Origin of the sequence: Bradyrhizobium sp. CB2312 (genome assembly GCF_029714425.1) — a bacterium.
In the GTDB taxonomy this organism is placed as follows: domain Bacteria; phylum Pseudomonadota; class Alphaproteobacteria; order Rhizobiales; family Xanthobacteraceae; genus Bradyrhizobium.
The window spans coordinates 2,151,325-2,167,519 of record NZ_CP121668.1 but is presented as its reverse complement, the minus strand read 5'-3'; the positions used below and the strand labels follow the sequence as shown (position 1 = coordinate 2,167,519).

Annotated in this window: 7 protein-coding genes; 6 read left to right on the top strand and 1 reads right to left on the bottom strand. The window is 65.4% G+C overall.

Annotated elements, in window-relative coordinates; genetic code table 11:
• Positions 1-23: 23 nt before the first annotated feature.
• Positions 24-1,985: a 4-alpha-glucanotransferase gene (malQ, locus tag QA642_RS10275; protein WP_283084554.1), complete on the bottom strand. Its 1,962-nt coding sequence runs from the start codon at positions 1,983-1,985 to the stop codon at positions 24-26.
• Positions 1,986-2,189: 204 nt separating this feature from the next.
• Between malQ and QA642_RS10270 the strand changes: the two genes are divergently transcribed.
• From QA642_RS10270 to treY, 6 genes are read left to right on the top strand one after another with little or no spacing between them, the layout of a single operon-like run.
• On the top strand, positions 2,190-4,136 hold the full coding sequence (locus QA642_RS10270) for a maltotransferase domain-containing protein (RefSeq protein ID WP_283084553.1): 1,947 nt from the start codon (positions 2,190-2,192) through the stop codon (positions 4,134-4,136).
• Between the two features lie 11 nt (positions 4,137-4,147).
• Positions 4,148-7,441: a maltose alpha-D-glucosyltransferase gene (treS, locus tag QA642_RS10265; protein WP_283084552.1), complete on the top strand. Its 3,294-nt coding sequence runs from the start codon at positions 4,148-4,150 to the stop codon at positions 7,439-7,441.
• Positions 7,434-9,572 (top strand): 1,4-alpha-glucan branching protein GlgB, encoded by a 2,139-nt coding sequence (gene glgB / locus QA642_RS10260; protein WP_283084551.1) that lies wholly within the window; start codon positions 7,434-7,436, stop codon positions 9,570-9,572. The genes treS and glgB overlap by 8 nt, the downstream gene beginning before the upstream one ends.
• Positions 9,573-9,575: 3 nt before the next feature.
• Positions 9,576-11,654 (top strand): glycogen debranching protein GlgX, encoded by a 2,079-nt coding sequence (gene glgX, locus QA642_RS10255; RefSeq protein WP_283084550.1) that lies wholly within the window; start codon positions 9,576-9,578, stop codon positions 11,652-11,654.
• Positions 11,651-13,405, top strand: a complete 1,755-nt coding sequence (gene treZ / locus QA642_RS10250; RefSeq protein WP_283084549.1) for a malto-oligosyltrehalose trehalohydrolase — start codon at positions 11,651-11,653, stop codon at positions 13,403-13,405. The genes glgX and treZ overlap by 4 nt, the downstream gene beginning before the upstream one ends.
• Before the next feature lies 1 nt (position 13,406).
• The gene (treY, locus tag QA642_RS10245; protein WP_283084548.1) at positions 13,407-16,193 is read left to right on the top strand and encodes a malto-oligosyltrehalose synthase; all 2,787 of its coding nucleotides are present in this window, start codon (positions 13,407-13,409) and stop codon (positions 16,191-16,193) included.
• The last annotated feature ends 2 nt before the right edge of the window (positions 16,194-16,195 follow it).

The following is a 16,195-nucleotide window of genomic DNA, read 5'->3' as shown; positions in this document are numbered from 1 at the left end:
TCGAGCCTGGAAACCCCGGCTCATCAACGCCCATTGGCCAAGGAACGTTCCCGCGTCGCGGCCTTCAAAGCCGCGAGATCGACCTTCTTGGCGATCTGGTCGAGCGCAACGGGCAGGCGCTGGCGCCAGTTCGGATGCTCGTCGATCGTGCCGGGAATGTTGGGCTGGTCGATCACGCCGAGCAGGTCCTCCAGCGACACCGCCAGCAGCCGCGACGGCGTGCGCGACAGGAAGGCGAGCACCGAATAGAGGTCGTTGGCGCTGATGCCGTTCTGCCGCAGGATCTCGTCGAGCGCGCCGAGCGCGTCCCAGCGGGCCTGGTCGTCCTCGCCGGGATCGAGCCCGAGCGAGCGCTTCATCTTGAGATCGCTGAACGAGCGCCAGCCCGCATAGGTGCACAGATCATGGGTGTTCAGCGTCACCAGCGCGTTCGGCCGGTAGTGGTCGATGTTGCGGAAATGGCCGGAATCGTCACGCTCGAACATCATGACGAGGTAGGACCAGATGCCGAAATCCTGCATGGTCTCGCGGAAACCTTCCGGCACCGTGCCGAGATCCTCGCCGATCACGATGCATTTGTGGGCTGCGCTCTCGCGCACCACCGCGCCGAGCAGCGCCTCGAACGGCATCTGCACATAGGCGCCGTTGTCGGGCTTGAAGCCGCGCGGCACCAGATAAAGCCGCTTCAAACCGAGCACGTGATCGAGCCTGATAGCACCGGCATGGCGCATCGACGCGGCCAGCATGTCGGCAAACGGCACAAAGGACTGCGCTTCGAGGCCGCCGGCATTGAAGCCGGCTAGGCCCCAGTCCTGGCCGACGGTGTTGAGCACGTCGGGCGGCGCGCCGACCGCGAGATGGCGCGAGATCGCCATCTGCTCGTTCCAGGCGTCGAAGCCGTTGGACTGCACGCCGACGGCAACGTCGAGATAAAGTCCGACGCGCATGCCGAGCTGGCTCGCCAGCTCCCTTGCGGCACGCAATTGGCTGTCCGCCGTCCATTGCACGAATTCGACGAACTCGACCTCGCGCTTGTCGGGGCCGTTGCGCAAGCCCGCGCATTTCGCCTCATCCGGCTGCTGCCATTCCGCCGGCCAGTCCCACCACGGCCCCGTGAAGCGATGGCGCAGCACCTCGAAACAGGCAAAGCGCGACAACAGCGGCGCGCGTTCGGCGCGGAAGGCGTCGAACGCCTTCCGGCGCGCCGCGCTCGCGCTGGTCACGAAGCTGTTGAATGCGGCGCGCAACGCCGGCCATTTCAAGGCCGCCATGGCGGCGTAGGGCACGCGATCGCCCTGGCGGAGCCGCGCAGCGGTCGCAGCCGCATCCGGCACGAGATCTGCGGAAAATTCGGGGATTGCCTCGACGTCGATATAGAGCGGATTGAGGAACAGCCGGCTGTTCGGCGAATAGGGGCTGCAATCTGAGGGATGATCGTCGAACAACACGTGCAGCGGATTGAGCCCGACGCCGTCGGCGCCGAGCTGTTTTGCCAGCCGGAGGAGCCCGGCCAGATCGGTGAAATCGCCGATGCCCCAATTGCGGTTCGAGCGGACGCTGTAGAGCTGCACGGCGAGGAGCCAGCCGCGGTCGAAATCGCCGCCGAAGGCGCGCTCCGGCGCCACGATCATCGGCACGTCTTCGCTCACGCCTTCGGCATCGGTGAGTGTCAGCCGGTGATAACCGGGCGGGAGGCCCGCCGGCCAGGCGATCACAGGCTCGCGCGTCTCGCCTTGCGCGATGACGCTGTCCTTGCCGATGATTTTCCATCTGAGCGGCGCGGCGCCGATCGTCGCCAATTCGGTGCGCGGATTGCCCAGGGCACGGACCACGACCGGCCCGGCGACGAAGCGGTAAACCCGCTTTTCCGGCAGGGCGTCGAGGATGGATTTAAGGGCCACGGGATCGGTGACCCGCAGCTTGCCGAGGGCGTCGATAAATTCAGATTGAACGCCCTTGATCCGGGCTTGAGCTAAAAGATCCATTCGGCACGCAGCTTGCAGGCCATTGTCTGGCCGGTGGCATCGATTTTAACGAGGTCGCGGAAGAGGTTAGTCAGGGGTAACTCGCAAACTGCGCTTGCCGTTCCCGAGGGAACCAATGACACACAAGCGGCTTTCTATAGTGGTACCAAGCGTAGGTTCCCGACAAGGGAAACGGGCTCCTGCTTTCTTGTCAATGGCATCACCGTGAACAAGACAATTCAAACTGTCGAGAGTGCCGCTGCCGGCAGCGCTTTCCTCATCGAAAACGTCTATCCCTTGATCGACGGCGGCCGCTTCGCCGTGAAACGGATTGCGGGCGAGCGCGTCGAGGTCTGGGCCGACATCTATCGCGGTGGCGATGCCGTGATATCCGCCGCGCTGATCTGGCGAGGAGAGCAGGACCGCGAATGGCGGAGCGAGCCGATGATCCATCACGGCAATGACCGCTGGTCCGGCGCGTTCACGCCTGTCGAGCCCGGCCAATATGTCTATGTGATCGAAGCCTGGACCGACGAATTTGCGACCTGGTCAAACGGTGTCGCGCGAAAACAGCGCACCGGCGCCGATGTCAGCCTCGACGCGGTCGAGGGCGCCGGCCTGCTGACCAAGGCGCATGGCGCAGGACAGGACGCTGCAGCTGTCATCATCAGGCAGTGCGAGGATTATCTTGAGACCGGAAACGTCGCCCCGCTGCTTGGGGCCGAGCTCGGCAAGGCCATGGCCGAAAGCCAGTCGCGGCCCGACCTGACCCGCTCGCCGCCCTTCCCGCTTATTATCGACCGCGACAAGGCGCGCTTTGGCGCCTGGTACCAGATGATGCCGCGCAGCCAGAGCCGGGTCCCCGGCCGGCACGGCACGCTGCGCGACTGCATCGCGCGCGTGCCGGATATCGCCGCGATGGGCTTCGACGTGCTCTACCTCACGCCGATCCAACCGATCGGCCACACACGCCGCAAGGGCCGCAACAATGCGCCGGTGGCGACCGAAGGCGAGCCGGGCTCGCCCTATGCGATCGGCTCAGCCGCAGGCGGACACGATGCGCTGCATCCCGAGCTCGGCACCATCGAGGATTTCCGCGCGCTGGTCGCCACTTGCCTCGAATACGGCCTCGAGCTCGCGCTCGACTTCGCCGTGCAATGCTCGCCGGATCATCCCTGGCTGACGCAGCATCCGGAATGGTTCAAATGGCGGCCGGACCGCTCGGTGCGGACGGCCGATCGTCCCTATTCGGACATCGTCATCCCCGATTTCGCCTCGGTCGATCGGGTCGGGCTGTGGAACGCGTTCCGCGACGCCATGCTGTTCTGGATCGACCATGGCGTCACCATCTTCGCCATCGCCAACCACGACACCGCGCCGCTGCCGTTCTGGGACTGGCTGATCGGCGACATCCGCCGGCGGCACCCCGAGGTGATCCTGTTCTCCAAGACGTTTACGAAGCCGAAGCCGATGAAAGGCCTCGCCAAGCTCGGCTTCGCGCAGTCCTTCACCTATTTTCCCTGGCATACTTTGAGGTGGGAGCTGGAACAATATTTTGACGAGCTGACGCGCTATCCGGAGCGCGACTTCTATCGCCCGAACCTGTTCGTGAACACGCCTGACCTCCTGCCCTTTCATCTCCAGAGCGGCGAGATTTGGGCCTTCAAATCGCGCGTCGCGCTGGCAGCGACGCTGTCGGGCAGCTTCGGCATCTACAGCGGTTTCGAGCTGCTCGAGCACGAGGCCGTGCCCGGCCGCGAAGAGTATCAGGATTCCGAGAAGTACCAGATCAGGCAGCGCGACTGGGACAAGCCAGGCAACATCAAGGCCTACATCGCCGCGCTCAACCGCATCCGCAACGAGAACGCGGCGCTCCAGCAGACCGCAAGCTTGCGCTTCCTCGGCGCTGAGGACGGCGAGACCATCGCCTTTGCCAAGGAGGCGACTGACCCGGCCAACACGACAATCGCCGTCATCGCGCTCTCGCGTCATCCACGCGAATTCTGGCTGCCGCTCGGCGACCTCACCATCGACGTCGGCGGCGAACGCCGCCACGTCACCGCACTCGAAAATCTCCTCACCGGCGAACAGTGCCGCATCGAATGGGGTGGGCTCAAATTGCGTATCGATCCCGACCGCGATCCGGCACTCCTGTTCCGCTGCCTGGCGTAAGGGGTCACGCCATGAACGTATTGTCTTCCGTCGACACCAAGAAGGCCGAGTCTGCCGAGATCGTGGACGAGCTCTGGTACAAGGACGCCATCATCTACCAGCTCCACGTCAAGGCCTTTGCCGACAGCAACAATGACGGCATCGGCGACTTCGCCGGGCTGACCGAGAAGCTGCCTTATCTGCAGGACCTCGGCGTCACCGCGCTGTGGCTGCTGCCGTTCTATCCCTCGCCCGGCCGCGACGACGGCTACGACATCGGCGACTACGGCTCGGTCAACCCCGATTTCGGGACGATGAAGGATTTCAAGCGCTTCATCCAGGAGGCGCAGAAGCGCGGCCTGCGCGTCATCACCGAGCTCGTCGTCAACCACACTTCCGACCAGCACAAATGGTTCAAGCGCGCGCGCCGCAGCCATCCGGGCTCCAGCGCCCGCAACTGGTATGTCTGGAGCGACACCGACCAGAAATACCAGGGCACGCGCATCATCTTCACCGACACCGAGAAGTCGAACTGGACCTGGGATCCGGAGGCCGGCGCGTTCTACTGGCACCGCTTCTTCTCGCACCAGCCCGACCTCAATTTCGACAATCCGCGCGTCGTCAGCGCCATCATCCAGGTGATGAAGCGCTGGCTCGACGCCGGTGTCGACGGCTTCCGGCTCGACGCCATTCCCTATCTCTGCGAGCGCGAGGGCACCTCGAACGAGAACCTCCCGGAGACGCATGCGATCATCAAGCGCCTGCGCCAGGAGCTCGACGCGTACTCCAAGGGCAAGCTGCTGCTGGCCGAGGCCAACCAATGGCCGGAGGACGTGCAGGAATATTTCGGCCGTGGCGACGAGTGCCACATGGCCTACCACTTCCCGCTGATGCCGCGCATCTACATGGCGATCGCGCAGGAGGACCGCTTCCCGATCACCGACATTTTGCGCCAGACGCCTGATATCCCGGCGAGCTGCCAATGGGCGCTGTTCCTGCGCAATCATGACGAATTGACGCTGGAGATGGTCACCGACGTCGAGCGCGACTATCTCTGGACCACCTATGCCAACGATCCCCGTGCGCGCATCAATGTCGGCATCCGCCGACGCCTCGCGCCGCTGATGGACAACGACCGCCGCAAGATCGAGCTGATGAACTCGCTGCTGCTGTCCTTCCCGGGCACGCCGATCGTCTATTACGGCGACGAGATCGGGATGGGCGACAACATCTATCTCGGCGATCGCAACGGCGTGCGCACGCCGATGCAATGGAGCCCGGATCGCAATGGCGGGTTCTCGCGCTGCGATCCGGCCCGGCTCTACGCGCCGCTGATCATGGACCCGGTCTATGGCTACGAATCGGTGAACGTGGAGGCGCAGTCGCGCAGTCTGTCCTCGCTGCTCAGCGCCACCAAGCGGCTGATCTCGGTGCGCAAGTCGACGCTCGCCTTCGGCCGCGGCACCATGACCTTCATCCGCCCGGCCAACCGCGCGGTGCTGGCCTATGTGCGGCAATATCGCGACGAGGTCATTCTCTGCGTCGCCAATCTGTCGCGCGCAGCGCAGGCGACCGAGCTCGATCTGTCACCGTGGAAGGATCGCATTCCGCAGGAGATGCTGGGGCGCACGCGCTTCCCCCCGATCGGCGAATTGCCCTACATGATCACGCTGGGGCCCTACGGCTTCTACTGGTTCCAGCTTCAGGAGCGCGACAAGTCCGAGCCGGTGACGCCGCGCGCGGTGCCGGAGTTCGAGACGCTGGTGGTGCCGGTCAATTCGAACTGGGTGTCGCTGGCGCGCGAGCGCGGCGTGTTCGAACGCGACGTGCTGCCGGGCTTCCTGTCGCGGACACGCTGGTACCCCGAGCACAATCCCAAGCAGATCAAGGCCACGCTCACCTCCGCGGTGCCGTTCAGCGACATCGGCGACAACAGACCCTGGATCGCGTTCTTCGAGACGACGCGGGACGACGTCACCACGCGCTACGTGATGCCGATGCAGATCGAGTGGGTGCGCTTCGACCGCGAACGCTTCAACCCGAAGGCGCTCGCCGCCGTGCGCCAAGGCGCGCGCGAAGGCACGCTGCTTGACGTTGCGACCGAGCAGATCTTCATCGGGCTTTTCCTGCGGGGTCTGTCGCAAAACCTGGTGGTGGACGAGAACAATTTGCGGCTGGAGTTCAAGGCCACCAGCCGGTTCGCCGATTACACCATCAAGGAGCCCCAGCGCATCCGCGCGATCGAGCAGTCGAACAGCACTGCGCTGGTCGACAACCAATATGTCGCCAAGATCTACCGCCGGCTCCAAAGCGGGACCAGTCCCGAGATCGAGATCGGCCGCTATCTCACGGAAGTGGCCCGCTTTGCCAACGCGCCGGCGCTGCTCGGCAGCGTCGAGCTGATCGAGGGCGATCACCGCAGCGCGCTCGGCGTGCTGCATGCCTATGTCGAGAACCAGGGCGACGGCTGGACGGTGACCACGGGCTATCTCGACCGCTATATCGACGAGCAGCGCGTGCTGCCGCCAGGGGAAACGCACCGCGAGACCCAGGAGCAGGCCCCCTATCTGCACTTCATGGCGCAGATCGGCCGGCGGCTCGGCGAGCTGCATGTCGCACTGGCCGCGGCAAAGACCGACGATCTCGCCCCTGAGCCGATCGGCTCAACACAAATCGAGCGCTGGGTCTCCGACCTCAAGGCGCGCGCCGAGCGGGTGTTCGAGCGCCTCGCTGAGAGCCGCGACGGCCTGCGGGAGGCGGACCGGCCGCTGATCGACCGCATCATCGCGGCACGCAACACCCTGCCCGACCGGCTGAATGCACTATTGCGTTCCGGGATCGGCGGGTTGAACATCCGTCATCATGGCGACTTCCGCCTCGGGCAAATTCTGATCGTGAAGGATGACATCTTCATCATCGATTTCGACGGCGATCCGCGTCTGCCGCTGGCCGACAAGCGGCGCAAGCTGCCTGCCGCGCGCGACGTCGCCGGCCTGATCCGCTCGATCGACCTTTCGGTCAACGCAGCCCTTGGCCGCGCGCGCACGGGCGCGTCCGACGAGCAAGACCGGCTCGCCGCTGCGCTCGACGAATGGCGCGAGCGTGCGACCGCGACGTTCCTCACTGCCTATGACGAAGCCATGACGGATCGCCGGCTCTGGCCGGACGATGCGCAAGCCTCGGAAGGCCTGTTAAGGTTTTTCCTGCTTGATGAAGCGTTCGACGAAGTAGAGTACGAGCTGTCCCACCGGCCCGAGGGGCTCCATGCGCCGCTGACCGGACTGCTTCGCATTCTGTCCAGTACCGAGAGCGAAGCCCATGCCTAAACTGCCTGCCGAAGCCTACGCCATCATCGAAGGCCGTCACTCCGACCCCTTCCACTATCTCGGGCTGCATCCCGAGGGCGGCAAAAGCGTGGTGCGCGCGTTCCTGCCCGAAGCCTCCAATGTCGAGGCGGTCGGCGAGCATGGCGAGGTCGCAGCCCTCGACCGTGTCCACGCAGCCGGCCTGTTCATCGGCGCGCTGCCCAATGGCTCCAAGCACTATCAGCTGCGCGCAAAATTCGGCGACAATGTCGTCGAGTTCGAGGACGCCTACCGCTTTCCGCCGATCCTGACCGATTTCGATCTCTATTTGCTCGGCGAAGGCACCCATCAGCGCCTTTACGACAAGCTCGGCGCGCATCCGATGCGGCTCGAAGGCATCGACGGCATCGGCTTCGTGGTGCTGGCGCCGAATGCGCGGCGCGTGTCCGTGGTCGGCGATTTCAATTTCTGGGACGGGCGGCGCCATCCGATGCGGGTGCGCGGTGCCGGCTATTGGGAATTGTTCATTCCGCATGCGAAGAGTGGCGATCACTACAAGTTCGAGATCATCGGCCCGCACGGCCATCTGCTGCCGCTGAAATCCGATCCGCTGGCGTTTGCGAGCGAGGTGCGGCCAAAGACGGCCTCGATCGTGTTCGACGAGGCGCATCTGCCACGCCCCCGCCCGGCGCCCGACGGCATCAACGCGCTGTCGGCGCCGATGTCGATCTACGAGGTCCATCTCGGCTCGTGGCGGCGCAAGAACGGCAATGAATGGCTGACCTATCGCGAGCTCGCCGAGCAGTTGCCGGCCTATGCCCGCGACATGGGCTTCACCCATCTCGAATTCCTCCCCGTCAGCGAGCACCCGTTCGACGGCTCCTGGGGCTATCAGCCGACCGGACTTTATGCGCCGACCAGCCGCTTCGGCACGCCGGACGATTTCGCCGCCCTGGTCGATGCCTGCCATCGCGAGGGCATCGGCGTGCTGCTCGACTGGGTGCCCGGCCACTTCCCTGACGATCCGCACGGGCTCGGCAGCTTCGACGGCACGGCGCTGTACGAGCACGCCAACCCGCTCCAGGGCCGCCATCTCGACTGGGGCACGCTGATCTACAATTACGGCCGCACCGAAGTGACCAACTTCCTGGTGTCGAACGCGCTGTTCTGGCTGGAGCGCTATGCGATCGACGGCCTGCGCGTCGACGCCGTCGCCTCCATGCTCTATCTCGACTACAGCCGCCCGCCGGGCGCCTGGATCCCGAACCAGTATGGCGGGCGCGAAAACATCGAGGCGATCAACTTCCTGCGCCGCTTCAACACCGAGCTGTTCGCCCGCTTCCCGCAAGCCACCACCGCCGCCGAGGAATCCACCGCATGGCCGCAGGTGTCGCGCCCGGTCGAATTCGGCGGGCTCGGCTTCGGCTACAAGTGGAACATGGGCTGGATGCACGACACGCTGAACTACATCAGCAAGGATCCGATCCATCGCAAGCATCATCACGGCGAGATCCTGTTCGGCCTGCACTACGCCTTCTCGGAGAACTTCATCCTGCCGCTGTCACATGACGAGGTCGTGCACGGCAAGCGCTCGATCCTCGGCCGCATGCCCGGCGACGAATGGCAGCGCTTTGCGAATTTGCGCGCCTACTACAGCTTCATGTTCGGCCATCCCGGCAAGAAGCTGCTGTTCATGGGCGCGGAGATCGCGCAGAGCCGCGAATGGAATCACGACCAGTCGCTCGACTGGCACCTGCTCGAATACAAATACCATTCCGGCATCCAGGCGCTGATCCGCGACCTCAACCGGCTCTATCGCGCCGTGCCGGCGCTGCACCAGATGGATTGCGACCAGGCCGGCTTCGAATGGCTGATCACCGACGATGCCAACCGCAACGTGTTCGCCTGGCTGCGCAAGGGCTTTGACGAGCACGCACGCTGTCTCGTCCTCGTCAACTTCTCCCCCAACGTCTATCGCAACTATCGCGTGCCCGTGCCCTTTGCCGGCAAGTGGAAGGAAGTGTTCAATTCGGACTCCGGCCATTACGGCGGCGGCGACGTCGGGAACATCGGCGAGGTCCAGGCCGTTGACGGCGAGCTCCGCCTCACCGTTCCCCCTTTGGGCGCGATCTTCCTCGTTCCGGAAAGCTGAACCATGCGCCTGACCGCTGGATCGCCCGCACGCCTCGGCGCAAGCTGGGACGGACGCGGCACCAATTTCGCGCTGTTCTCCGCCAACGCACAGAAGGTCGAGCTCTGCCTGTTCGACATGCAAGGACGGCGCGAGCTCGAGCGCATCGAATTGCCTGAACGCACCGAGGACGTCTGGCACGGCTATCTCAACGACGTCTCGCCGGGACAGCTCTACGGCTACCGCGTGCATGGCCCCTACGAGCCCGAGCACGGCCACAGGTTCAACGCCAACAAGCTGCTGCTCGACCCCTATGCCAAGCGGCTCGCCGGGCGGCTGGTCTGGAGCGATGCGCATTTCGCCTACCGAACCGGCTCGCCGCGCGAAGACCTCTCCTTCGACCGGCGCGACAATGCGCGCGGCATGCCCAAGGCCGTCGTGGTCGACGAGACCTTCAACTGGGGCCGCCGCGAGATCCGGCCCCACATCCCCTGGGAAGACACCATCATCTACGAGGCCCACGTCAAGGGCCTGACGCAGAAGCGCGACGACGTGCCGCCGAATTTGCGCGGCACCTATGGCGGGCTGTCCTCGCCCGCCATGATCGAGCATCTGAAGAAGCTCGGCGTCACCACGATCGAGCTCTTGCCGATCCACAGCTTCGTCGACGACCGTATTCTGGTGGAAAAGAAGCTCGCCAATTACTGGGGCTACAACACGCTGTCCTTCTTCGCGCCGGAGCCGCGCTACGCCCAGGACAACGCGCTGGATTCCTTTCGCACCACGGTGGCGCGCCTGCACGATGCCGGCATCGAGGTGATGCTCGACGTCGTCTACAACCACACCGCCGAGGGTAATCATCTCGGCCCGACGCTGTGTTATCGCGGCATCGACAACGCCTCCTATTACTGGCTGAACCGCGAGAACCCGCGCTATTACGACGATTTCACCGGCTGCGGCTCGTCGGTGAACCTCACCCATCCGCGCGTGCTCCAGATGGTGATGGATTCGCTGCGCTACTGGGTCGAGGTCTGCCATGTCGACGGCTTCCGCTTCGACCTCGCCACCACGCTCGCGCGCGGGCCGAACGGTTTCGAGCGCGGCAGCTCGTTCCTGACCGCGGTCCGGCAGGATCCCGTGCTGGCGAACGTGAAGCTGGTCGCCGAGCCCTGGGACCTCGGCCTCGGCGGCTACCAGGTCGGCGCCTTCCCGTCGCAATGGTCGGAGTGGAACGATCGCTATCGCAGCGCCATGCGCCGCTACTGGAGCGGCGAAGGCAGCCTGATCGGCGACATCTCCAGCCGCATGACGGCGTCGTCCGACCTGTTCAACCATGACGGCCGACGGCCACGCGCCAGCATCAATCACATCACCGTGCATGACGGCTTCACGCTGGCCGACCTCTTCAGCTACAACGAGAAGCACAACGAGGCCAACGGCGAGGACAATCGCGACGGCTCCAACGACAACCACAGCAACAATTGCGGTGTCGAGGGCCCGACCGACGATCCGCAAATCCTCGGCCTGCGGCGGCAGCTGCGCAAGAACGTGTTGGCCTGCCTGATGCTCGCGCAGGGCGTTCCGCTGCTGCTGGCCGGCGACGAGGTCGGCAATTCGCAATCCGGCAACAACAACGCCTATTGCCAGGACAACGAGGTCGGCTGGGTCGGCTGGGACAATCTCGGCAACGACGGCGAGGACATGGTCGATTACGTCGGCCAGCTCGCCGACATCCGTCGCCGCTTCTCGCAGCTTCGCAGCCATCGCTGGCTCGACGGACGCCTAGCCGACGGCGCCTCCTACGGCGCGCTGTGGCTGACGCCTGCCGGCGACGAGATGACGGAGAGCGACTGGAAGTTTCCGGAAGGTCGGTTCCTCTCTTATGTGATGGGCCCGGTGGAACCGGGCGCGGCTGCGATCTTTATCGTACTGAACGCCGCCCCCGAAGAGATCGCATTCAAATTGCCCGAGATCGACGAATACAAGAGCTGGCAGCAGATCCTGAACACGACAGATGCCAAGCTGAACAGCATCGACTTCCTGCCCGGTAGCGACAGCAAGGCGCCGCCGCGCTCCGTGCTCGCCTTCGCGGGGGCGCCATGAGGCCATCCTTCGGGGCGAGGCCGACGAAAGACGGCGTGTCGTTCCGCCTGTGGGCGCCCGGTGCGCGCCGCGTCGATCTGCTGCTCGAGCGACGGCACGCGATGCAGCGGCGGCAGGACGGCTGGTATGTCGCGGACATCGACGATCTTGCCGTCGGCACTCCCTACAAATTCAGGATCGACGACGAGATCGACGTGCCAGATCCCGCCTCGGCCTTCCAGCCCGACGACGTGTTCGGCCCGAGCGAGGTGATCGACCACGACGCCTTCACATGGCGCGCGCGCGACTGGCGCGGCCGTCCCTGGGAAGAGACGGTGCTGATCGAGACCCATGTCGGCACCTTCACCGCCGAAGGCACCTACCGCGCCATGATCGACAGGCTCGATCATCTCGTCGCCACCGGCATCACCGCGCTGGAGCTGATGCCGCTCGCCGATTTCGCCGGCCGCCGCGGCTGGGGTTATGACGGTGTGCTCTGGTATGCGCCCGACAGCGCCTACGGCCGGCCCGAGGATCTGAAAGCGCTGATCGACGAGGCGCATCTGCGCGGGCTGATGGTGTTCCTCGACGTCGTCTACAATCATTTCGGTCCCGAGGGGAATTACCTCGGCCGCTATGCACCTGGCTTCTTCACCGACGCGCACACGCCCTGGGGCAGCGCGATCGACTATCGCGTGCCGCAGGTGCGCGCATTCGCGGTCGAGAACGCGCTGTCCTGGCTCGGCGACTACCGCTTCGACGGTCTGCGGCTCGATGCCGCCAATCACATCATGGCGGTGCCCGGCGAGCAGTCGATGCTGCAGGACCTCAGCGCCGCCGCCGGCGAGCTCGCCAAGGCCACCGGGCGGCACATCCACCTCGTGCTGGAGAACGGCGACAATCGCGCCAGCCTGCTCGACGCCGCGCAGGAGCCGCCGAACGGCAAATATCGCGCGCAGTGGAACGACGACTATCACCACGTCTGGCACGTGATGCTGACCGGCGAGCTCAACGGCTATTATGGCGACTACCAGACGCCGCGCATGGACCTCGCCCGCGCGCTGGCCTCCGGCTTCGTCTATCAGGGCGAGATCTCGGAATTCTGGGGCAAGAAGCCGCGCGGTGAGCCGAGCGGCGATCTGCCGCCGGCGACCTTCGTCAACTTCCTGCAAAACCACGACCAGATCGGCAACCGTCCGTTCGGCGACCGGCTCGAGAGCCTCGCCTCGCCGCAGCAGGTCGAAGCCGCGCTCGCAGTGACCTTGCTGGCGCCGATGGTGCCGATGCTGTTTCAGGGCGAAGAATGGGGCTCGACCGTGCCCTTCCCGTTCTTCTGCGACTTCCAGGGCGGGCTTGCCGACGCCGTGCGCAAGGGCCGCAAGCAGGAATATGCCTGGGCTTACGAGACATACGGCGACGAGGTGCCCGACCCGCTCGATCCGGCCACGCTGCGATCAGCCGTGCTCGACTGGACCGGCCGCACGCCGGAGCAGGACAAGCGGCTCGCGCTGGTCCGCGACTTGCTCATGCTCCGCCGCAAGGAGATCGCGCCGCGGCTGAGGGGCTCGAGGTTCGGCGATGCCGAGGCGGCCGACAACGGCTTGCTCTCCGCGCATTGGCGCATGGGCGATGGCACGACGTTGCGTCTCGTCGCCAATCTGTCGGACCGCGACATCACGCACTCGGACAACAATGCAGGCCCGCCGATCTGGGGCGGCGCGGCCGGCGACCGGCTCCCGCCCTGGTCGGTGGTCTGGCGCCTCGGAGGTTGACATGCCTCCCCCCATTCCGCTTGCGACCTATCGGCTTCAGCTCACCGCGGATTTCGACTTCGACAAGGCCGCCGCTGTCGTGCCTTATCTCAAGGCGCTGGGGATCACGCATCTCTACGCCTCGCCGGTGATGAAGGCGCGCAAGGGCTCGACCCATGGCTACGACACCGTCGATCACAGCCAGTTCAATCCCGAGCTTGGCGGCGAAGCCGGTTTTGCGCGGCTAAGCGATGCGCTGAAGCAGCACGACCTCGGCCTCATCATCGATTTCGTGCCCAACCATGTCGGCGTGCATTTTGCCGACAATCCCTGGTGGCTCGACGTGCTGGAATGGGGCCAGGCCTCGCCGCACGCGGTATCCTTCGACATCGACTGGGATCAACTGGCCTACCGCGCCCGCGGCGGCGTGCTGCTGCCGATCCTCGGCGCGTCCTATGGCGAGGCGCTGGAGTGCGGCGAGATCGAGCTGCGCTACGATCCCGACGAGGGCAGCTTTTCCGCCTGGTATTTCGAGCATCGCCTGCCGATCGCGCCGGAACGCTATGGCGAGATGCTGCGCATCATCGTGAAGGAAGCGGACGCCGCCGAGACCGAGGCCGGCAAGCGCCTGCTGGCGCTCGCGGCGCGCTACACCGGGCTGCGCCGGCCTAGCCGCAAGGAGGCTCCCGCCTTCAAGACGGAGCTGAAGGAGATCGATGGCGCGGCCGATATCATCCATCGCGGGCTTGCCGCCTACCGTGCCGCCAAGGATCGACCCGCGCATACGCTGGCGCTGCATCACCTTCTGGAGCGCCAGCACTACAAGCTCGGGCACTGGCGGCTCGCCTCCAGCGACATCAACTATCGCCGCTTCTTCGACGTCAACGGGCTGGCAGGCCTGCGCGTCGAGGACCCCGGCACGTTCGCCGCCACGCACCGGCTGGTGAAGCAGCTCGTTGCGGAGGGCAAGCTGCAAGGCATCCGTCTCGATCACATCGACGGCCTGCGCGATCCCGCGCAATATTGCCAGCGGCTGCGCCGGCTGGTGCGCGACGCGCAAGGTAATACAAAGCCGTTCTACACCGTGATCGAGAAGATCCTGTGCGAGCACGAGAAGCTGCCGCACTTCGCCGGCGTGCAGGGCACGACCGGCTATGAGTGGATGAACGCGATCACCCATGTCCTGGTCGATGCCAAGGGGCTGGAGGCGCTGGACGAGACCTGGCGGCAGATCAGCAACCGGCCGCCGCGGCTTGCGCCTTACGTCAAGGAGGCCAAGCGGCGCGTGCTGGAGACGCTGCTCACCTCCGAGTTCACCGTGCTGACGCGCCTGCTCGCGCGCATCGCCAACGGCCACTACTCGACTCGCGACTTCTCCGCCGACAGCCTGCGGCAGGCGCTCGAGCTCTATGTGCTGCATTTCCCGGTGTACCGCACATATCTCACCCATAGCGGCCCGACGGCGCTCGACCGCAAGCTGATCGACGATACCATCGAGCGCGCCCGCGCCGAATGGTTCGCGGCCGACGAGGGCATCTTCGACTTCCTGCGCGATGCGCTGACGATGGACCTGCTCAAGCCCGGCCGGCCGCCGCACAGCGCCCCGCGCGTGCGCCGCTTCGCGCTGAAGGTGCAGCAGTTCACCGGGCCGTTGATGGCGAAGTCGCTGGAGGACACCGCGTTCTACCAGTTCCACCGGCTGCTCGCGCTGAACGAGGTCGGCGGCGATCCCGCCAGCAACGGCCTCACCATTGCCGCCTTCCACGAGGCGATGCGAGCGCGCGCGAGGGAATGGCCGCAGGGGATGACGGCGACCGCGACCCACGACACCAAGCGCGGCGAGGATGCCCGCGCGCGGATCGCGGCGCTCAGCGAGATCCCGGGCGAATGGACCAGCGCGGTGTCGCGCTGGAAGGTGCTGAACGCGCCGCATCTCGCCCTCCACGGCAATCTGCGCGCGCCGTCGGCGACGTTCGAATACATGCTCTACCAGACCCTGCTCGGCGCCTGGCCGCTCGAAGAACCGGCCGATGCCGGCTTCATCGAGCGGATCCAGGCCTATGCGCTGAAAGCCGCGCGCGAGGGCAAGGAGGAGACGAGCTGGCTCAATCCGCATGAGGCCTATGAGAACGGCATTCAAAGCTTCATCGCAAAGATCCTCGATCCCGCGCTGTCGGGTGAATTTTTGGAGGCGCTCCAGACGCTAGCGCGCCGCATCGCGCTGCTCGGCGCCTTGAACGGGCTGAGCCAGCTCACGCTGAAGGCAACGTTGCCGGGCGTGCCCGACTTCTACCAGGGCACCGAATTCTGGGACCTCTCGCTGGTCGATCCCGACAACCGCCGCCCCGTGGATTTTTCCGCCCGGCACGCGGCGCTGGGCGTGCTCGACAATCCGGATTGGGGCGGCCTAACCAGGAACTGGCCGGACGGCCGGCTCAAGCTGGCGTGGACGCGGCACCTGCTCAAGCTGCGCAATGACCATGCCGAGGTCTTCGCACAGGGCGACTACCGGCCGCTGGAGGTGCACGGCGCGGACGCAGATCACGTCATCGCGTTCGCCCGGCGGTACGGCCGCGCCGCTGTGATCGTCGTGGTCGGACATCAGTTCGCCGCCTTCACGCGGGCCGGCCGGGAGTGGCCCGCATTCGAAAGTCTCGACGCAACCGTGGACATCGACGGCTACACCGTGCCGGGCTTTGCCGGCAACGAACTGCCGCTCGCACGGGCTTTCCGCGATTTTCCCGCATCGGTCAAGCTGGCCAACGCGGCGAGCGCCATCAGGCCTGCGCGGCAGCGCATGCGCGCCTGAAG